Consider the following 18,740-nt stretch of genomic DNA (forward strand, 5'->3'; position numbering starts at 1 on the left):
CTGCACCCGGTGGCGCAATGCTTACCGGGCCTGCCGGGAAGTAGCGGTATCTGAAACAAACAGGCCGGGTAAGGCGAAACCGCCTCCCGGCTTTTTTTTAGCGCTTATCGTCGGCCAGTAACGGCGGGATCGTCGGCACCTGTGGTGCGTCATCGATATCCTTCTGCGTCATGCGAAACGCTTGCGGATAATGATCGCGGTGGGTCCGGCGTAGCGGTTCCGTGTCACGCCAGGTATACAGACAATGCTGGCACTGATAGACAGTCCAGACCCCTTTCACCGGTGATGTTGCCATCACCTCAATATGCTCATCAGCACAACGTGGACATATCATCTTTTCCTCCTTATTGGCGTGCAGCCAGCATCGCAGTCAGTTTTTCGGCCCAGGCCTTGGTTTCAGGTAAATCCTGTACCGGCTGGCTGAAGTGGCCCCGGTTGTCGGGTGCAACAGGCGTGGTGGCATCAATAATCAGTTTGTCGGTAATGCCTGCCGGGCTGGAGCCCGGGTCCAGTTCAAGCACCGACATATTCGACAACTGCACCAGATCGCCCGCCGGGTTCACCTTCGAGGACAGCGCCCACATCACCTGCGGCAGGTTGAACGGGTCAACGTCTTCATCCACCATAATCACCATCTTCACATAGCCCATGCCGTGCGGCGTGGTCATAGCACGTAAGCCGACTGCACGGGCAAAGCCACCGTAGCGTTTTTTGGTGGAGATAATCGCCAGCAAACCGTGGGTATACATGGCATTGACCGCCTGCACTTCCGGAAATTCTGCTTTCAGCTGCTGGTAGAGCGGTACACAGGTAGCCGGGCCCATCAGGTAGTCAATTTCGGTCCACGGCATGCCGAGGTAGAGGGATTCAAAAATGGGTTTTGTGCGGTAAGACACTTTATCAATACGCACCACCGTCATGTTACGGCCACCAGAGTAGTGCCCGGTAAACTCACCAAAGGGTCCTTCGATTTCGCGCTTGCGGCCTTCAATCACCCCTTCCAGAATGACTTCAGATCCCCACGGTACATCAAAGCCGGTCAGCGGTGCCGTCGCAATGGGATAGGGGCTTTCGCGCAGCGCACCGGCCATCTCATACTCAGATTGATCGTATTTCAGCGGCGTCGCGCCCATAAGTGTAATAATCGGATCATTGCCAAGCGTAATCGCGACCGGCAGATCTTCACCGCGCTCTTCCGCTTTATGCAAATGCAGGGCGATATCGTGCATCGGAACCGGTTGCAGACCCAGCTTGCGTTTTCCCTTCACTTCCATGCGATAGATACCGACGTTCTGCTTGCCGAAGTTATCCGCATCAAGCGGATCGCGCGAAACGACGCACGCTTTGTCGAGGTAAAAACCGCCGTCACCGTCGTTCAGACGGAACAGCGGCAGGATGTCGAAAAGGTTAATGCCTTCACCCTCCACCGTATTTTGAGCCCAGGCGGGATCTGCACGGCGCTCTGGCGTGACGGGGAATTTATCCCAGCGGCGAATAAACTCATCAATCTGTTTTTTGACGGGGGTGTTCGCGGGCAGTCCCATAGAAATGGCGTGATTCTGCCAGGAACCAATGGTGTTCATTACCACCCGGGCATCGGTAAACCCGCGAATATTATCGAACCACAGCGCCGGTGCGCCGTCACCAATACGGCCTGTGGCATTGGCTGCCGCGGCCAGGTCCGGTTCTGCATTCACCTCTTCTTCAATTTTCAGCAGTTGCCCTTGCTCATCGAGCGCCTGCAGGAAGCTTCTCAAATCATCAAATGCCATCTTTATTCTCCTGTGAAAAATGTTTTGCTTCCCGCAACCCGTTCCAGCGGCGCGCTTTTTTGTGCTCCAGACCAAACTGGTCGAGCACGCGGGTCACAATGTGATGGGTGATATCGTCGGCGGTCTGCGGGTGGTTGTAATACGCGGGCATCGGCGGCACCATTGCCACGCCCATACGGGACAGTGCGAGCATATTCTCGAGATGAATGGTGCTGAGCGGGGTTTCACGAGGAACCAGCACCAGTTTGCGCCCCTCTTTCAGCACCACATCTGCCGCACGGCCCACCAGTCCTTCGGCGTAGCCTGCGCGAATGCCTGCCAGGGTTTTCATACTGCAGGGAATGACGATCATGCCGTCGGTGCGAAACGAGCCGGATGAGATAGTGGCAGCCTGATCGGCCGGGCTGTGGACAACATCGGCCAGCGCAGCCACATCCTGTGCGGTGTAGGGTGTCTCCAGCTCAATGGTGGTTTTTGCCCATTTCGACATGACCAGATGGGTCTCCACCTCCGGCATGTCACGTAATGCCTGCAGCAACGCTACGCCCAGCGGCGCTCCCGTTGCGCCCGTCATTCCAACTATCAATCTCATTCAGCACCTCAATTAATTCGTTCGCATACGAACATATTAAATACGTTACTCCCGGATCCTGTTTCTGACAATATTGTTCGTACACGATCACATTAATTGCTAAAAATTGCCGCGTTAAAATCCTGGGCAAGAGCGGCTATCATAGGGAGAGAATTTTTCGTCGGAGTGTTCATGGAACTGAGACAAGAGGCGTTTCACCTGTTACGCCAGCTTTTTCAACAGCATACTGCCCGTTGGCAACATGCATTGCCGGAACTGACCAAACCGCAGTACGCGGTATTGCGGTCTATTGCCGAAAATCCGGGGATTGAGCAAGTTGCGCTGACAGAAGTGGCGGTCAGCACAAAGGCGACGCTCGCGGAGATGCTGAGCCGCATGGAGGCGCGTGGACTGGTAAAACGCGAGCACGATCCGGCGGACAAGCGCCGTCGTTTCGTCTTTCTGACGCCGGAAGGTGAAGCGCTGCTTGCCAGCTGTAAACCGCTCGGCAATGACGTGGATGAGGCGTTTTTAGGGCGGCTGAGCAACGACGAGCGGGCGCAATTCTCCGCACTCGTCAAAAAAATGATGCGCGACTAGTTAACCCGGGTGCGCATAAAGTCGATAAAGGTGCGCACTTTCGCAGGCACATGCGGGGCATCGGGATAAACCGCATAGATGCCCTGCCGCGCAAAGGTATATTCCGGTAAAACCGACACCAGCGTGCCGTCATCAAGCGCATGGCGCACCAGCCACGCCGGCAACAGCGCCACGCCACATCCCGCGAGCGCAAAGGCCATCAGCGCCTGAGCACTGTCCGCAAACAAACGCGGTGCTTTTTTAATTTCCAGCGTGGCGGGCTCACCGCAGGCATCGTTCACCTGCCAGCGCAGCGGCGAGGCTAAGCGCTCATGAATAATCCAGTCAGCTTTCGCCAGCTGTTCAAGCGATTCTACAGGATGGTTACGCAGCCAGCCGGGCGTTGCTACGGGGAAAATAGTGAACTGCGTTATCAGTGCCGCGTGGTAGCGTGAATCGGCAAGGGTTCCCAGCCGGATGGCGACATCAAAGCGCTCTGAAATCAGATCGGCATGCAGTGAAGACGAAACGTGACGCACGCGAAGGTCCGGGTGTTGCTGGCTAAACTCAGCCAGTAACGGGACCACAACCTGCGAGCCGTACTCCGGTGTGGTGGTGATCCGCAACTCCCCCGTGAGACCTGCATGGTTTGCACGGACGTCGTCCTTCAGGCGTTCCGCATCCTTTAAAAGCGCGACGCTCCGTTGATGGAAAAGCCTCCCTGCCTCGGTTAACGTCAGTCGACGGGTGGAACGCAGCAACAGGGTGACACCCAGTTCATCTTCCAGCTGGCGGATATTGAAGCTGACCACCGCTTTTGTCAGCCCCATTGCCTCTGCTGCGGCGGTGAAACTGCCGCTATCCGCGACGGCGACAAACATCGCGGTACGCTGCAAATTAATCATGGTCAGCCCTATTACTGTCAAAAATTTTTTGACAGTATATCGCGCTTTATAACGTTTATCCGTTCCTCCCTGCCCGATACGATACGCCCCTCACTGGAGGTGCCGCCATGTCGTATCGCAGCAAAGTCGCCGTTGTCTATCTGCTGGGCTTTTTTCTTGATTTAATTAATATGTTTATCGCCAGCGTCGCTTTTCCGGCAATGGCTCAGGCGTTCAACGCCACGCCCTCATCGCTTGCCTGGGTCAGTAACGGCTATATTGCCGGTCTGACACTCGTCATCCCCTTCAGCACCCTGCTGACGCGCAGGCTCGGGCCGAAGCATGTCATTCTGCTTTCGCTTTTTCTCTTTAGCGCCGCCTCCGTTGCGGCAGGTTTGTCGTCCTCACTTGAGAGCCTGATTGCCTGGCGAGTGCTGCAGGGCATGGGAGGGGGTTTACTGATCCCGGTCGGACAGGCGCTGACCTGGCAACAATTTAAACCCCATGAGCGTGCCAGGCTCTCCTCAGCGGTCATGCTGGTTGCATTGCTTGCGCCTGCATGCTCACCCGCCGTGGGGGGAGTGCTGGTTCAGGCACTCAGCTGGCGATGGATATTTTTTGCCACAACGCCTGTCGCCGCCGTGACGTTTTTCCTGGCCTGCGTGTGGCTTAAGAATGAGAGGGCCCCCGTGAAAGCGAGCAGGCTGTTAAACCTGCCCCTGCTGGCCGACCCGCTGCTGCGTTTTTCCATGCTTGTCTATTTGTGCGTACCCGGCATGTTTATTGGGGTGAACGTCACGGGGATGTATTATCTTCAGAGCGAGGCGCACATGACACCTGCCGCAACGGGGATGCTGATGCTGCCATGGTCTCTGGCCTCGTTTATGGCGATCACCGCGACCGGACGTTATTTTAACCGCGTGGGTCCCCGGCCTCTCATTGTCGTGGGTTGCCTGTTACAGGCGCTGGGCGTTTTACTGCTGCTTAACGTCAGCCCCACTACCACAGTGTTGTTGCCTGGCGCCGCGTTTACGTTAATGGGCGCGGGCGGCAGTCTTTGCAGCAGTACGGCGCAAAGCAGCGCATTTTTAACGACGGCGCGCGACGATATGCCTGACGCCAGCGCGCTATGGAATCTTAATCGTCAGATCAGTTTTTTTGCCGGGGCATTCCTGCTCTCGCAGGTGCTGAACCTGACACTGGCGTTTTTCACGCCGCTCGCCGCATGGCACTGGATGTTTAGTGTTGCTGCGGCCATCACATTACTGCCCGTCGTGTACGTCTTTCGTCTTAACAACACGCAGGTGCTTTCAGAGGTGCAACAGGAGAAACCATGACCCATTTCGAACAGGACATTATCGACGTTCACGTTAAGCTGGAGAACTGGTTGGGTAAGGGCGAAGGGGATGTTGACGCCCTGCTTGCCCACTTTCAGCCGGATTTTATGATGCTCACCCCAGGTGGCGTCCATTTTGACTATAACGCGCTTGTCGGTTTCCTGGACCTTCAGCGCGGCAGCCGTCCTGGTCTGGAGATTGTTCTTGATGAGATAACGACGCTACAGACGTGGGCCAACGGCGCAGTGCTTCACTACCGGGAAACGCAAACTCGCCCGGATCAGCCCGTCAATGTGCGCTGGTCAACCGCCGTGCTCAATCAGAAGGATGGCAAGATAACGTGGCGTTTGCTGCACGAAACGGCACAACCGTAACGCAAAAGAAAAAGGCCCGTCTCACGACGGGCCTTTTTTGATGAAAGATTGCTTATTCGCGGAACAGCGCTTCGATATTCAGACCTTGCCCCTGCAGGATTTCACGCAGGCGACGCAGACCTTCAACCTGAATCTGACGAACACGTTCACGGGTCAGGCCAATTTCGCGGCCGACGTCTTCCAGTGTTGCAGCTTCATACCCCAGTAAACCGAAACGACGTGCCAGCACTTCACGCTGTTTGGCGTTCAGTTCGAACAGCCATTTGACGATGCTCTGTTTCATGTCATCGTCCTGCGTGGTGTCTTCCGGACCGTTGTCTTTTTCATCGGCCAGGATGTCCAGCAGCGCTTTTTCGGAGTCGCCACCCAACGGGGTGTCAACGGAGGTAATGCGCTCGTTGAGACGCAGCATACGGCTTACGTCATCAACCGGTTTATCAAGTTGTTCGGCGATCTCTTCCGCGCTTGGCTCGTGGTCCAGTTTATGGGACAACTCGCGCGCAGTACGCAGATAGACGTTCAACTCTTTGACGATGTGAATCGGCAGGCGAATCGTACGGGTTTGGTTCATAATCGCCCGTTCGATGGTCTGACGAATCCACCAGGTCGCGTAGGTTGAGAAACGGAACCCGCGTTCCGGGTCAAACTTCTCAACTGCGCGGATGAGACCTAAGTTGCCCTCTTCAATCAGATCCAGCAGAGCCAGACCTCGATTGCCGTAACGACGGGCAATTTTCACGACCAGACGCAAGTTACTTTCAATCATGCGACGGCGCGAGGCAACATCACCACGCAAAGCACGACGTGCGAAATAGACTTCTTCTTCGGCCGTTAACAGTGGGGAGTAACCAATCTCCCCAAGGTAAAGCTGAGTCGCGTCCAGTACACGCTGTGTGGCGCCCTGCGATAACAGCTCTTCTTCAGCCAAATCGTTATCACTGGGTTCCTCTTCTACTAAGGCTTTTTCATCAAAAGCCTCTGCTCCGTTCTCATCAAATTCCGCATCTTCATTTAAATCATGAACTTTCAGCGTATTCTGACTCATAAGGTGGCTCCTACCCGTGATCCCTGAACGAGACACCCTGGCTGGCATGCCCCGTCAACTTATCGCTGCGGCAAATACTGCAGCGGGTTTACGGATTTCCCCTTGTAACGAATTTCAAAATGCAAGCGTGTAGAACTGGTGCCGGTGCTACCCATGGTAGCGATTTTTTGCCCCGCCTTAACTTCTTGTTGTTCCCGGACCAGCATTGTGTCGTTATGGGCGTAGGCACTCAGGTAATCATCGTTATGTTTGATGATAATAAGATTACCGTAACCGCGCAGAGCGTTACCGGCATATACAACACGACCATCTGCGGTCGCGATAATAGCCTGTCCCTTATTCCCTGCGATATCGATCCCTTTATTTCCTCCTTCGGAGGAAGAGAAGTTTTCGATAACCTTGCCGTCAGTTGGCCAGCGCCATGCAGAAATTGGCGAACTGGAGGTCATACTGCTGGCAGTCGGTTCAGTAGAGCTAACCACAGGTGCCGTAGTCGGTGCTGTGACAACAGTCGCAGTCCCTTTATTATTCGGCAACATTTTGTTAGCAGTCTGATCACCTGAATCCTCAGAATACGTAATTACCGGTTGTGAAGCAACCACCGTGGTGGATTTTTGTGCAGGCTTAACGCTGTTATTTTGCGCAGTGACATCGGCCGCTGAAACGGTGTTGCCAGGCGTGAGCGGCGTACCCGTCGCATTGCCCACCTGGAGCGTCTGGCCGACTTCCAGACCATACGGGGCCTGGACGTTATTACGCTGCGCCAGGTCACGGAAATCGTTCCCGGTGATCCACGCAATATAGAACAGCGTGTCGCCGCGTTTTACGGTATAGGTGCTCCCACCGGTATAGCTACCTTTCGGAATGTTCCCATACTGGCGGTTATACACTATGCGGCCATTTTGAGTCTGCACAGGGTGTTCCACTGGCTGAACCTGTGTTGGCTGCGTAACAGGAGGCTGCATTGGCTGAATGGGCGGATTTTGTTGTGCCGCAGCAGTGCCCATTTTAGGCGGAGGCGTGATCAACATTCCGCTGGACGTGTTACCCGAGCTGCTGGATCCTCCCACGGAACTGACGGGCGCAGGTGCATTATTAGAACTTGTACAGCCTGCCAGCCAGAGCGAAACCAGTGATAATGCCGCAACACGGCTGATGGTGAATTTAGGGCTTCCCGCGCTCATTTATCCCCCAGGAATGTGTTAACTACCAGTGACTTAAAATTTACCGTGATGACACGAATCTTTCGCGCCACACCATACGCTGAATTTGCCTTAATAACCCTGGATAATTCTGAGTCTCAGGCCAACTCCCCCTTTACCAGAGGAACAAAGCGCACGGCTTCCACGGTATCGATAATAAACTCGCCGCCACGCCGACGAACGCGCTTCAGGAGCTGTTGCTCGTCCCCGACAGGCAGAACAAGAATGCCGCCTTCATCCAGCTGCGATAACAGAGCAGCGGGAATTTCAGGTGGAGCAGCCGTCACGATGATCGCGTCAAACGGGGCGCGTGCCTGCCAACCCTGCCATCCATCACCGTGTCGTGTCGAAACGTTATGTAAATCAAGTTGTTTCAGGCGACGACGCGCCTGCCACTGCAAACCTTTAATACGCTCAACGGAGCAAACATGGTGCACCAGATGCGCCAGGATCGCGGTTTGGTACCCCGACCCGGTGCCAATTTCCAGCACGCGCGAATGGGGCGTGAGCTCCAGCAGCTCCGTCATACGCGCCACCATGTAAGGCTGTGAAATCGTCTGGCCCTGCCCGATAGGCAGCGCCACGTTTTCCCACGCTTTGTGTTCAAACGCCTCGTCTACAAATTTCTCACGCGGCACCTGGGCGAGCGCGTCGAGCACATGCTCGTCGCGGATCCCCTGAGCGCGTAGCTGTTCCAGAAGAGTTTGTACACGTTTGCTTACCATTGCGCGTTCACTCCTGCGCGATCCAGCCAACCCGACACCACATCATGCGCACTATACGCGGTTAAATCTATATGCAGCGGCGTAACCGAGACATATCCTTCATCAACAGCGGCAAAGTCGGTATCCGGTCCGGCGTCACACTTGTCGCCAGGAGGACCAATCCAGTAAAGCGTATTGCCACGCGGATCTTGCTGCGGGATCACCTGGTCAGCCGGGTGTCGGCTTCCGCAACGTGTTACGCGAATGCCTTTGATTTCATTCAACGGCAGATCCGGCACGTTAATATTGAGGATGCGCCCGGTACGCAGCGGCTCGCGATTGAGCGCCCGCAGGAGAGAACAGGTCACCGCTGCCGCCGTGTCGTAGTGCGTGTGGCCGTTTAACGAAACGGCCAGCGCAGGGAACCCCAGATGGCGCCCTTCCATGGCGGCGGCCACGGTTCCGGAGTAAATCACATCGTCGCCAAGATTGGGCCCGGCGTTAATACCGGAGACGACGATGTCCGGGCGCGGGCGCATCAGCGCGTTCACGCCCAGAAAAACGCAGTCGGTCGGCGTGCCCATCTGGACGGCGATATCACCATTTTCAAAGGTAAAGGTGCGAAGCGACGACTCCAGCGTCAGAGAGTTAGACGCTCCACTGCGGTTACGATCGGGTGCCACGACCTGCACTTCCGCAAATTCGCGAAGGTGTTTCGCCAGGGTCTGTATACCCGGCGCATGGATCCCGTCATCGTTACTCAGCAATATTCGCATAATCACCCGACGTGTTGATAAGTTCCCTGACAACACTGGTGGCAAAGCTACCTGCCGGCAGCCAGAAGCGTAACTCGACGGTTACGTCGTCCCACCAGTTCCAGCTCAACTGTTGCGGATAGAGCAGCATCGCACGGCGTGCCGCCTCGACTTTTTCCCGCACCAGCAATGTTTGTAATGCCTGCATATCAGCGACAGCAGACTGCTCAGCAGCCAGCGCATCGCCCTGCGTACCCCAGTCGCCCGTGCCGGGCAAGGCTGCGGTAATCATCAGCGTTTGAGTATCCACGCGCGACTGCACATCGGCCATTTCTTCAGCCGTTGCCACAAACCAGCTCCCGCGTCCCGCTAATTGTAGCGCATCGCCGACAACAACTTGATTCGCGTCCGGTTTTTTCAGCCGTTCGCTCACAATCTGATTAAACAACGCACTGCGGGCCGCCGACAACCAAAAACTGCGTTTATTCCTGTCGCGGACCGGGGCATCGCTTTGCGCCCAGCGCAGTGCGCCGAGCAGGTTGCTGCCGCCGATACCAAAGCGCTGTGCGCCAAAATAGTTTGGTACGCCGCATGCGTTGATAGCGTTCAGGCGTTTTTCCACATCGTCACGGTCCGAAATCTCACGCAGTACCAGCGTAAAATGATTGCCCTTCAACGCGCCCAGACGCAGTTTGCGCTTATGGCGCGCGTATTCCAGTACCTTACAGCCCTCAAGCTCAAATTTGCTTAAATCAGGCATCGTATTACCCGGCACGCGCGCGCAGAGCCACTGTTCGGTGACGGCGTGTTTATCTTTCTGCCCGGCAAAGCTCACTTCGCGGGCATGAATCTTCAGGAATTTTGCCAGCGCATCGGCCACAAAACGGGTATTGCAGCCATTTTTCAGAATGCGTACCAGGATATGTTCGCCTTCGCCATCCGGCGCGAATCCCAGGTCTTCCACCACAACAAAATCTTCAGGGCTGGCTTTCAGCAGCCCGTTCCCCTGCGGTTTACCGTGTAGCCAGGTCAGGTTGTCGAAGTCCATCATTGGCTTGCCTTCACCAGCAGCGCCACGGCCTCACAGGCAATCCCTTCACCACGACCGGTAAAGCCCAGTTTCTCTGTCGTCGTCGCTTTGACGTTAACATCATCCATGTGGCAACCGAGATCTTCTGCAATGAACACGCGCATCTGCGGGATATGCGGCAGCATTTTGGGGGCCTGAGCGATGATCGTCACATCCACGTTGCCGAGGGCGTAGCCTTTCGCCTGAATACGACGCCAGGCTTCACGCAGCAGCGCACGGCTGTCCGCGCCTTTGAAGGACGGGTCAGTGTCCGGGAACAGCTTACCGATATCGCCCAGTGCCGCAGCACCCAGCAATGCATCGGTCAGGGCATGTAATGCCACGTCGCCATCAGAATGCGCAAGCAGCCCTTTTTCATAAGGAATGCGTACGCCGCCAATGATAATTGGGCCTTCTCCGCCAAAGGCGTGTACATCAAAACCGTGTCCAATTCGCATTATGCCTTCTCCTGATGGGTCGAACGGGTAAGATAAAATTCCGCGAGCTGTAAATCTTCCGGACGCGTCACTTTTATATTATCAGCGCGTCCTTCAACCAGCTCAGGATGGAAACCGCAATACTCCAGCGCCGAGGCTTCGTCCGTGATGGTCGCACCTTCTTTAAGCGCACGCGTTAAGCAGTCGTGGAGTAATTCGCGGGGGAAAAATTGGGGGGTCAGCGCGTGCCATAAATCGACGCGCTCAACGGTGTGCGCGATAGCCTGCTTGCCCGGCTCAGCGCGCTTCATGGTGTCGCGTACCGGGGCGGCAAGAATACCACCTACCCGGCTGGTTTCGCTAAGCGCCAGCAGGCGCGCAAGGTCATCCTGATGCAGGCACGGACGGGCAGCGTCATGGACCAGAACCCATGGTGCCTCACCGGCGGCCTGAATGCCCGCCAGCACGGAATCGGCACGCTCGGCGCCGCCGTCAACAACGGTAATCTGCGGATGATTTGCCAGCGGTAACTGCGCGAAACGCGCATCACCCGGGCTGATAGCGATAATCACGCGCGTCACCCGCGGATGCGCCAGCAGCGCCGCCACAGAGTGTTCGAGGATCGTTTTATCGCCAATAGAGAGGTATTGCTTGGGACATTCTGTCTGCATGCGCCGGCCAAAACCCGCAGCCGGCACCACGGCGCATACGTCCGAAAAAGTTACTGCCATGTCGTAATCCTGGGCCTGATTATCGATTGTTTTGTGCTGAGCCCTGATTGCGTTTAGACGCATCCGGAACCAGACGATAAAAAGTTTCGCCCGGCTTAGTCATACTGAGTTCATTGCGTGCGCGTTCCTCAATCGCCTCTTGCCCGCCATTGAGGTCATCAATTTCAGCAAAGAGTTGATCGTTTCGCGCCTTAAGTTTGGCGTTTGTTGCCTGCTGAGCCGCGACGTCATCGCTTACACGGCTATAGTCGTGCAGTCCGTTTTTACCGAACCACAGCGAATATTGCAGCCAGATCAGCAAAGCCAGCAACAGCAGCGTTAGTTTACCCATCCTGCCCCCTGAAAAACGGCATCATCATCCCAAAACGCCCCCAGATCTCTTTGCCGGGGTAACAGAGATGCCGCAACATCGCGGGCAAATGTACCACATTTTTTCCGCAGAATCGCCTTGCTCAATATCGTCACACAGTTGTTTACGGTTTGAATTATGGCTGAAGTTAGCCCATGAGCCACAAAAATAACAGACCAAACATCAGAACCACCGTCACAATCGTGACCACGGTACTGTAAAGGAGTTTGCCATTAAGCAGCGAGTGCAGCGCAATACCGACGACAACCGCCACAGGCATCAGCGCCAGGAAGAAAGGCCAGGTATAGAGAAAGAAGAACAGCGTATTACCGCCGTAGATAAGAAAAGGGATGCCCAGGGCCAGCAACCACGAGACGAAGCCGACTATGGCCCCAGGAAAGGACCAGGTCGTCTCGTCGTCGGTCGCTAACGGCTCCGACCCGGTGGTAATAATGTAGTTCTCACTGTTGCGCATAGCTGATCCTGTGACCGTGACTGATCGTTCGGGAAGACAGCTCCCGAACGATACCGTCTCAGGATCTGATAATATCGTCCCGTCTGAGCAGGTCTAATAATTGGCTTACTAAATTTGTTACCAATTGTTGACCTTCCAGGTGAATTTCAGGCGATTCAGGCGCTTCGTACACCGAGTCAATCCCGGTGAAGTTTCGCAGCTCTCCCGCGCGCGCTTTCTTATACAGCCCTTTGGGATCGCGTGCTTCGCAAATTTCCAGCGGCGTATCGACAAACACTTCGATAAAGCGATCCTGCCCGACGCGCTCGCGCACCATCTGGCGTTCGGCACGATGCGGTGAGATAAACGCGGTCAGTACCACTAACCCGGCATCCGCCATCAGGCTGGCCACTTCCCCCACCCTGCGAATATTCTCTTTACGATCGTCGTCGCTGAAGCCCAAATCGCTGCACAGGCCGTGGCGCACATTGTCGCCATCCAGCAGGTAGGTACTGACCCCCTGCTGGTGTAGCGCCTCTTCCAGCGCGCCCGCTACCGTGGATTTACCAGAGCCGGATAGCCCGGTAAACCACAGTACCACACCACGATGACCGTGAAGTTTCTCGCGCTGCGCGACGGTGACCGGATGAGGATGCCAGACGACGTTCTCATCATGGGCGGCCATTACTTGCCTCCCAGCAGATCGCGCGCACCCCAGTGCGGGAAGTGCTTACGCACCAGCGCATTCAGCTCCAGCTCAAAAGCGCTGAACTCAGAGGCCACCGTAGCCTGTTCATTTGGCTCACGCACCATACCGGCACCCACGGTCACGTTGGAGAGGCGATCGATAAAGATCAGCCCACCCGTTACCGGGTTCTGCTGGTAGGGATCCAGCACCAGCGGCTCGTCAAAGGTCACGTCGACCAGACCAATGCCATTCAGCGGCAGTTCGGTGACGTCGCGCTGGGTCAGGTTATTGATGTCCACCTGGAACTGGATACCGTCCACGCGGGCTCGGGTTTTCTTACCCGCGATTTTAATGTCGTAGCTCTGACCGGCGGTCAGCGGTTGTTCAGCCATCCACACCACATCAACGGAAGCCCCCTGCACCGCTGCCAGCGTCTCCTGAGCGTCCACCAGCAGATCGCCGCGGCTGATATCAATTTCATCTTTCAATACCAGCGTGACCGCTTCACCCGCGCCGGCTTGCGGCAGATCGCCATCAAAGGTGACGATACGGCTGATGGTGGATTCCACACCAGACGGCAGAACTTTAACGCGCTGCCCGACCGCCACGGTGCCCGACGCGAGAGTGCCGGAGAAACCGCGGAAATCAAGGTTAGGACGGTTAACGTACTGAACCGGGAAGCGCATCGGCTGGGTGTCGACCACGCGCTGGATCTCCACGGTTTCCAGCACTTCGAGCAGCGTCGGGCCGCTATACCACGGCATGTTGGCGCTCTGGGAAGCCACGTTGTCGCCTTCCAGCGCAGAGAGCGGCACAAAGCGAATATCCAGGTTACCCGGCAGCTGTTCAGCAAACGTCAGGTAACTCTGGCGGATCTCATCAAACTTCTCTTCGCTGAAGTTCACCAGATCCATTTTGTTGACCGCCACCACCAGGTGTTTGATCCCCAGCAACGTGGAGATAAAGCTGTGGCGACGAGTCTGATCCAGTACCCCTTTACGGGCGTCAATCAGCAGGATCGCCAGTTCACAGGTAGACGCACCGGTCGCCATGTTACGGGTGTACTGCTCGTGCCCCGGGGTGTCGGCAATAATAAATTTGCGCTTCTCGGTGGAGAAATAGCGATATGCCACATCAATGGTGATGCCCTGCTCGCGCTCGGCCTGCAGGCCGTCCACCAGCAGTGCCAGGTCGAGTTTCTCGCCCTGGGTACCATGACGTTTACTGTCGTTGTGCAGGGAAGAGAGCTGATCTTCGTAAATCTGACGCGTATCGTGCAGCAGACGGCCGATCAGCGTGCTTTTCCCGTCATCGACGCTGCCGCAGGTCAGAAAGCGCAGCAGGCTTTTGTGTTGTTGCGCGTGCAGATAAGCTTCTACGCCGCCTTCATTGGCAATTTGTTGAGCAATGGTCGTGTTCATGGCGGCTCCTTAGAAATAACCCTGACGTTTCTTCAGCTCCATGGAGCCTGCCTGGTCGCGGTCAATCACGCGGCCCTGTCGCTCACTGGTGGTCGACACCAGCATCTCTTCAATGATCTCCGGCAGCGTCTGCGCACTGGACTCCACGGCACCGGTCAATGGCCAGCAGCCGAGGGTACGGAAACGCACCATCTGTTTTTTGATCACTTCGCCTGGCTGCAGGTCGATGCGATCGTCATCGATCATCATCAGCATGCCGTCACGCTCCAGCACCGGACGTTCAGCGGCCAGGTACAGCGGCACGATCTCGATATTTTCCAGATAGATGTACTGCCAGATATCCAGCTCGGTCCAGTTGGAGAGCGGGAACACGCGGATGCTTTCGCCCTTGTTGATCTGGCCGTTGTAGTTATGCCACAGCTCCGGGCGCTGGTTTTTTGGATCCCAGCGGTGGAAGCGGTCGCGGAAAGAGTAGATACGCTCTTTCGCACGGGATTTTTCTTCGTCACGGCGTGCGCCGCCGAAGGCCGCGTCAAAACCGTATTTGTTCAGCGCCTGCTTCAGCCCTTCGGTTTTCATGATGTCAGTGTGTTTGGCGCTACCGTGCACGAACGGATTAATGCCCATCGCCACCCCTTCCGGGTTTTTATGCACCAGCAGTTCGCAGCCGTAGGCTTTTGCCGTACGGTCGCGGAATTCATACATTTCACGGAACTTCCAGCCGGTATCAACGTGCAGCAACGGGAACGGCAGCGTACCCGGGTAAAACGCTTTACGCGCCAGGTGTAGCATCACGCTGGAATCTTTACCGATGGAATACATCATCACCGGGTTAGAGAATTCGGCTGCCACTTCGCGGATAATATGGATACTTTCCGCTTCGAGCTGCCGCAGGTGAGTAAGTCGTTTTTGGTCCATAACCGTTCCTTAAGCCAGATTCACCACAGAGGAGCCAAACCCCTCTGAGTCTGTTGTATGTTGAAACCAGGCGAGTGTGCTGTGCAGGTGCACCACTTCCCCTACCACGATAAGCGCGGGCATAGGGGCCTCTTTCGCCAGGGTGGCAAGATCCTGTAGCGTACCGATAGCCACATGCTGATCGACGCGCGTGCCGCGAGAAATCACGGCGACCGGCGTGGTTGCCTCTCGACCGTGTTGAATAAGTTGTTCACTGATGTCCGCCGCCTTCATCGTGCCCATATAGATAGCCAGCGTCTGACGACTCTGGGCCAGATGCGACCAGTCAAACGGGGCGCTGTCCGCCTTGTAATGGCCCGTGACAAAGGTCACGCTCTGGGCGTAATCGCGGTGAGTAAGCGGTATACCGGCGTAGGCCGTCACTGCAGAAGCCGCCGTGATACCCGGGACGACCTGGAACGGCACGCCCGCTTCAGCCGCCGCCTGCAGCTCTTCCCCGCCGCGACCAAAGATAAACGGGTCGCCACCTTTAAGCCGCACCACCGTTTTGCCCGCTTTTGCCGCCGCCACCAGCATCTGGTTGGTGTCATGCTGCGGTACAGAGTGCTCGCCCGCCCGTTTGCCTACGCAGATTTGTTCTGCGTCACGGCGAATCAATTCGCGCACCCCGTCGGTGACCAGATGGTCATAGAACACCACATCGGCATCCTGAAGCACCTGCAGGCCGCGCAGGGTCAGCAGCCCGGCATCACCCGGCCCCGCACCGACCAGAATGATCTCGCCGCCGCTACTGCCAGGGTTATCCAGCTCATCTTCGAGGATCTGCTGCGCCGCCGTTTCATTTCCGGCATGCATCAGGCTGGCAAATCGGCCGCGGAACACGCGCTCCCAGAAGCGACGGCGTTCCGTCACGCTGGTCAGCCGCGTTTTCAGATGGTTACGCCAGAAGCTCGCTTTCTCCGCCATCCGCCCAAGGCTGGTAGGCAAAAGCGCTTCGATTTTTTCCCGCAGCACGCGTGCCAGCACCGGCGCGGTCCCGCCGGAGGAGATGGCCACCAGCAATGGCGAACGGTCAACAATCGACGGGAAGATAAACGAACACAGCGGCCGATCGTCCACCACGTTCACCAGACGGTGACGGGCCTGAGCCGCCTCTGAAATACGGCGGTTGAGCTCACGGTTATCGGTTGCCGCAATCACCAGCACCACGCTGTCGATTTGCGACTCGTCGAAATCCGCCTCGTCGACTATCCGTACCTGCGCCCCCGCTCGCTGCAGAAACGCGATTTTGCGATCGGCAACCTCACCGGTGCCGACTACCAGCACAGGTCTGTCTTTTATCGCGGCAAAAAGGGGCAGATAGTCCACAAGCTACAACTCACTAACAACAAGGAATAGTGGGACTATAGGGGGCGGCTTAGATCGAATGAAATTACGAATTGGAATGAGTAGTTACTCAATGGAATAACGCCGTGGAAAAGCAAAGATCAAAAAGTGCTTAACACGCGAATTTTCGGGCATTTAAGAGCAATTCAAATTGTGTATGGTCGATCACAGTTTCATACTAGGCGGGTTAAAATTTTGCTCTGTTTTTAAGGACTCACTATGTTTTCCGCAACGCGCCACCGTATCGCTGCCCTGGCGCTCGGCGTTTGCTTTATCCTTCCGGCCCAGGCAAAAAATCAGCCCTATGGTGAAATCGCGAATATGCAGGCGCGGCATATTGCGACCGTCTTTCCGGGTCGTATGACCGGCACGCCAGCGGAAATGCTTTCCGCCGATTATATTCGCCAGCAATTTGCTGACATGGGTTACCAGAGCGATATTCGATCGTTTCACAGCCGCTACGTCTATACCTCGCGCAATAAAACAAAAAACTGGCACAACGTGACCGGCAGTACGGTCATTGCGGCGCATGAAGGTAGCGCGGCGGAACAGATCATTATCATGGCGCACCTGGACACCTACGCGCCAATGAGCGACGTCGATACCGACAATAATCTCGGCGGGCTGACGTTACAGGGGCTGGACGATAACGCGGCGGGTCTGGGCGTGATGCTCGAACTGGCAGAGCGAATGAAAGACATTCCAACCCAATACGGGATCCGTTTCGTTGCCACCAGCGGTGAAGAAGAGGGAAAACTTGGCGCGGAGAATCTCCTGAAACGCATGAGTGCCGAGGAGAGGAAAAATACGCTGCTGGTGATTAACCTCGATAATCTGATCGTCGGCGATAAGCTCTATTTCAACAGCGGACAGAGTACGCCGGGTACCGTGCGTAAACTGACGCGCGACCGCGCGCTGGCAATCGCCCGCAGCCATGGGGTGTATGCCACCAGCAACCCGGGCGGGAATCCCGATTATCCTCGCGGAACCGGCTGCTGTAATGATGGTGAAGTGTTCGATAAAGCGGGCATTCCTGTTCTGTACGTGGAAGCCACTAACTGGATGCTGGGTAAGAAAGACGGTTATCAGCAGCGGGTGAAATCGAAGGCTTTCCCGGACGGGACGAGCTGGCATAACGTGCTGCTGGATAATCAGCAGCATATTGATAGCGCACTGCCGCAGCGGATTGAACATCGCAGTCGGGATGTGGTTAAAGTGATGCTGCCGCTGGTGAAAGAGCTGGCAAAAGCTGGGAAAGCGTAGAACAGAACATGTCCCTCACCCTTTGTAAGAGGGTGAGGGAAAAGGGAACAGAATTTACCCTTCGTGCAATCCGCACTCGCGCTTAAGTCCAAAGAATCGCGTCTCTTCTTCCGCCATGCCCGGTTCCCATTTACGCGTGGTATGGGTATCGCCAACGGACAGATAACCCTGGTCCCAGAGCGGGTGGTATTTCAGTCCGTGTTTTTGCAGGTACTGGTAAACCGTACGGTTATCCCAGTCGATGATCGGCAGCACTTTAAACACCCCGCGCTGAACCGCTAGCACCGGGAGCGTGGCGCGACTTCCGGACTGCTCGCGGCGTAACCCCGCAAACCAGGTCTGCGCGTTAAGCTCTTTCAGTGCCCGGTTCATCGGCTCGACCTTGTTGATCTCATTGTATTTCTCAATGCCCTCAACGCCCTGTTCCCACAGTTTGCCATACCGCGCCTCCTGCCAGGCCGCGCTTTGCTCCGCGCGGTAGACCTTCAGGTTCAGCCCGAGCTTGTCCGTCAGCTCATCGATAAACTGGTAGGTTTCCGGAAACAGGTAGCCGGTATCGGTCAGGATCACCGGAATGTCCGGACGAATCTGGTTCACCAGATGCAAACTCACCGCTGCCTGGATACCAAAACTCGACGAGAGCACATAATCACCCGGCAGGTTTTCCAGGGCCCATGCCACGCGGCCTTCGGCGTCGAGCTTTTCAAGCTGCGCATTGGTTTCTGCCAGCGCCAGAATGCGATCGACTTTTGGCAGTTCATTTAGGGCGTTTAGATCGAGTACGGACATAATTACCTCTCG

Annotated in this window: 22 protein-coding genes; 4 read left to right on the forward strand and 18 right to left on the reverse strand. The window is 56.0% G+C overall.

What is annotated here, in order from left to right; all coding sequences use genetic code 11:
* Nucleotides 1-97: 97 nt before the first annotated feature.
* Genes ACN9MQ_RS17835 through ACN9MQ_RS17845 form a run of 3 tightly spaced genes read right to left on the reverse strand, consistent with a single transcriptional unit; the run spans nt 98 to nt 2,364 of the window.
* A complete protein-coding gene (locus ACN9MQ_RS17835) occupies nt 98-334 on the reverse strand; it encodes a non-oxidative hydroxyarylic acid decarboxylases subunit D (protein WP_014171381.1) in 237 nt (78 codons plus the stop codon).
* Nucleotides 335-344: 10 nt separating this feature from the next.
* Nucleotides 345-1,772 (reverse strand): non-oxidative hydroxyarylic acid decarboxylases subunit C, encoded by a 1,428-nt coding sequence (locus ACN9MQ_RS17840; RefSeq protein ID WP_426021178.1) that lies wholly within the window; start codon nt 1,770-1,772, stop codon nt 345-347.
* A complete protein-coding gene (locus tag ACN9MQ_RS17845) occupies nt 1,762-2,364 on the reverse strand; it encodes a non-oxidative hydroxyarylic acid decarboxylases subunit B (RefSeq protein ID WP_014171383.1) in 603 nt (200 codons plus the stop codon). The genes ACN9MQ_RS17840 and ACN9MQ_RS17845 overlap by 11 nt, the downstream gene beginning before the upstream one ends.
* 171 nt (nt 2,365-2,535) lie before the next feature.
* Between ACN9MQ_RS17845 and ACN9MQ_RS17850 the strand changes: the two genes are divergently transcribed.
* Nucleotides 2,536-2,943 carry a MarR family winged helix-turn-helix transcriptional regulator gene (locus ACN9MQ_RS17850; protein WP_020883824.1) on the forward strand — a complete coding sequence of 136 codons (408 nt, stop codon included), beginning with the start codon at nt 2,536-2,538 and terminating at the stop codon, nt 2,941-2,943.
* On the opposite strand, the gene ACN9MQ_RS17855 is transcribed toward ACN9MQ_RS17850, so the two are convergent.
* Nucleotides 2,940-3,827: a LysR family transcriptional regulator gene (locus ACN9MQ_RS17855; RefSeq protein WP_219372372.1), complete on the reverse strand. Its 888-nt coding sequence runs from the start codon at nt 3,825-3,827 to the stop codon at nt 2,940-2,942. The genes ACN9MQ_RS17850 and ACN9MQ_RS17855 overlap by 4 nt on opposite strands.
* A 107-nt stretch (nt 3,828-3,934) precedes the next feature.
* Here ACN9MQ_RS17855 and ACN9MQ_RS17860 point away from each other — a divergent pair, with 107 nt between their 5' ends.
* Both ACN9MQ_RS17860 and ACN9MQ_RS17865 read left to right on the forward strand, forming a co-directional pair.
* Nucleotides 3,935-5,143, forward strand: a complete 1,209-nt coding sequence (locus tag ACN9MQ_RS17860) for an MFS transporter (RefSeq protein WP_219372373.1) — start codon at nt 3,935-3,937, stop codon at nt 5,141-5,143.
* Nucleotides 5,140-5,517, forward strand: a complete 378-nt coding sequence (locus tag ACN9MQ_RS17865) for a DUF4440 domain-containing protein (RefSeq protein WP_047743518.1) — start codon at nt 5,140-5,142, stop codon at nt 5,515-5,517. The genes ACN9MQ_RS17860 and ACN9MQ_RS17865 overlap by 4 nt, the downstream gene beginning before the upstream one ends.
* A gap of 52 nt (nt 5,518-5,569) precedes the next feature.
* On the opposite strand, the gene rpoS is transcribed toward ACN9MQ_RS17865, so the two are convergent.
* From rpoS to cysG, 13 genes are all read right to left on the reverse strand, one after another.
* Nucleotides 5,570-6,562: an RNA polymerase sigma factor RpoS gene (rpoS, locus tag ACN9MQ_RS17870; RefSeq protein WP_013098493.1), complete on the reverse strand. Its 993-nt coding sequence runs from the start codon at nt 6,560-6,562 to the stop codon at nt 5,570-5,572.
* 59 nt (nt 6,563-6,621) lie between these two features.
* Nucleotides 6,622-7,746: a murein hydrolase activator NlpD gene (nlpD, locus tag ACN9MQ_RS17875; protein WP_020883821.1), complete on the reverse strand. Its 1,125-nt coding sequence runs from the start codon at nt 7,744-7,746 to the stop codon at nt 6,622-6,624.
* 116 nt (nt 7,747-7,862) lie between these two features.
* Nucleotides 7,863-8,489 (reverse strand): protein-L-isoaspartate(D-aspartate) O-methyltransferase, encoded by a 627-nt coding sequence (locus tag ACN9MQ_RS17880; protein WP_020883820.1) that lies wholly within the window; start codon nt 8,487-8,489, stop codon nt 7,863-7,865.
* The gene (gene surE, locus ACN9MQ_RS17885) at nt 8,483-9,244 is read right to left on the reverse strand and encodes a 5'/3'-nucleotidase SurE (RefSeq protein ID WP_426021177.1); all 762 of its coding nucleotides are present in this window, start codon (nt 9,242-9,244) and stop codon (nt 8,483-8,485) included. Before surE ends, ACN9MQ_RS17880 begins: the two co-directional genes overlap by 7 nt.
* Entirely contained in the window at nt 9,225-10,274 is a 1,050-nt protein-coding gene (gene truD / locus ACN9MQ_RS17890; protein WP_328704200.1) for a tRNA pseudouridine(13) synthase TruD, read from the reverse strand. The genes surE and truD overlap by 20 nt, the downstream gene beginning before the upstream one ends.
* Nucleotides 10,271-10,750 (reverse strand): 2-C-methyl-D-erythritol 2,4-cyclodiphosphate synthase, encoded by a 480-nt coding sequence (gene ispF / locus ACN9MQ_RS17895; RefSeq protein ID WP_328704199.1) that lies wholly within the window; start codon nt 10,748-10,750, stop codon nt 10,271-10,273. Before ispF ends, truD begins: the two co-directional genes overlap by 4 nt.
* Complete coding sequence (gene ispD, locus ACN9MQ_RS17900) at nt 10,750-11,460, reverse strand: 2-C-methyl-D-erythritol 4-phosphate cytidylyltransferase (RefSeq protein ID WP_040018909.1); 711 nt, start codon at nt 11,458-11,460, stop codon at nt 10,750-10,752. The genes ispF and ispD overlap by 1 nt, the downstream gene beginning before the upstream one ends.
* Nucleotides 11,461-11,479: 19 nt before the next feature.
* A complete protein-coding gene (ftsB, locus tag ACN9MQ_RS17905) occupies nt 11,480-11,791 on the reverse strand; it encodes a cell division protein FtsB (RefSeq protein WP_008499609.1) in 312 nt (103 codons plus the stop codon).
* Between the two features lie 166 nt (nt 11,792-11,957).
* Nucleotides 11,958-12,284: a DUF3561 family protein gene (locus ACN9MQ_RS17910; RefSeq protein WP_014171396.1), complete on the reverse strand. Its 327-nt coding sequence runs from the start codon at nt 12,282-12,284 to the stop codon at nt 11,958-11,960.
* 58 nt (nt 12,285-12,342) lie between these two features.
* Entirely contained in the window at nt 12,343-12,948 is a 606-nt protein-coding gene (gene cysC / locus ACN9MQ_RS17915) for an adenylyl-sulfate kinase (RefSeq protein WP_014171397.1), read from the reverse strand.
* Entirely contained in the window at nt 12,948-14,372 is a 1,425-nt protein-coding gene (gene cysN, locus ACN9MQ_RS17920) for a sulfate adenylyltransferase subunit CysN (protein WP_014171398.1), read from the reverse strand. Before cysN ends, cysC begins: the two co-directional genes overlap by 1 nt.
* A 9-nt stretch (nt 14,373-14,381) precedes the next feature.
* On the reverse strand, nt 14,382-15,290 hold the full coding sequence (gene cysD, locus ACN9MQ_RS17925; protein ID WP_006811770.1) for a sulfate adenylyltransferase subunit CysD: 909 nt from the start codon (nt 15,288-15,290) through the stop codon (nt 14,382-14,384).
* A 9-nt stretch (nt 15,291-15,299) separates the two neighbouring features.
* Nucleotides 15,300-16,649, reverse strand: a complete 1,350-nt coding sequence (gene cysG, locus ACN9MQ_RS17930) for a siroheme synthase CysG (RefSeq protein WP_223145389.1) — start codon at nt 16,647-16,649, stop codon at nt 15,300-15,302.
* A gap of 246 nt (nt 16,650-16,895) precedes the next feature.
* On the opposite strand from cysG, the gene ACN9MQ_RS17935 reads away from it, so the two are divergent.
* The gene (locus ACN9MQ_RS17935; RefSeq protein ID WP_426021176.1) at nt 16,896-17,939 is read left to right on the forward strand and encodes an aminopeptidase; all 1,044 of its coding nucleotides are present in this window, start codon (nt 16,896-16,898) and stop codon (nt 17,937-17,939) included.
* 54 nt (nt 17,940-17,993) lie between these two features.
* Here the strand turns inward: ACN9MQ_RS17935 and cysH are convergent, their stop codons facing one another.
* Nucleotides 17,994-18,728, reverse strand: a complete 735-nt coding sequence (cysH, locus tag ACN9MQ_RS17940; RefSeq protein ID WP_014171401.1) for a phosphoadenosine phosphosulfate reductase — start codon at nt 18,726-18,728, stop codon at nt 17,994-17,996.
* Nucleotides 18,729-18,740 lie beyond the last annotated feature (12 nt).

The sequence above is a fragment of the Enterobacter sp. R-25 genome (genome assembly GCF_049913205.1).
Taxonomy (GTDB): Bacteria; Pseudomonadota; Gammaproteobacteria; order Enterobacterales; family Enterobacteriaceae; genus Enterobacter; species Enterobacter ludwigii.